The sequence below is a fragment of the Streptomyces sp. URMC 126 genome (assembly GCF_051386555.1).
GTDB lineage: Bacteria > Actinomycetota > Actinomycetes > Streptomycetales > Streptomycetaceae > Streptomyces.
Map to the genome: position 1 here is coordinate 1 of NZ_JBPQTX010000985.1, position 262 is coordinate 262.

The 262-nt window shown below is 76.0% G+C and carries 1 protein-coding gene; it reads left to right on the plus strand.

Features of this window, described 5'->3' with window-relative positions:
* Positions 1-262 (plus strand): ROK family protein (locus ACSNOK_RS34770; RefSeq protein ID WP_436784701.1); only part of this gene is annotated, 262 nt, incomplete at both ends.

Here is a 262-nt window from a genome sequence, read left to right on the forward strand (position 1 = left end):
GCTGGGCACCGCGCTGCCGGGGTGGACAGGACTGCCGCTGGGCGACCGGCTGCGGCGCTCGTTCCGCTGCCCCGTACTGGTGGAGAACGACGCCAACGCGGCGGTCGTGGCGGAGCACTGGAAGGGCGCGGGCATCGACTCCGACGACCTCGTCTTCGTGCTCGCCGGGCTCAGCCCCGGGGCCGGCTCGCTGATCAGCGGCCGGCTGCACCGGGGCTACGGGGGCGCGGCCGGCGAGATTGGGGCGCTGCACCTGCTGGGG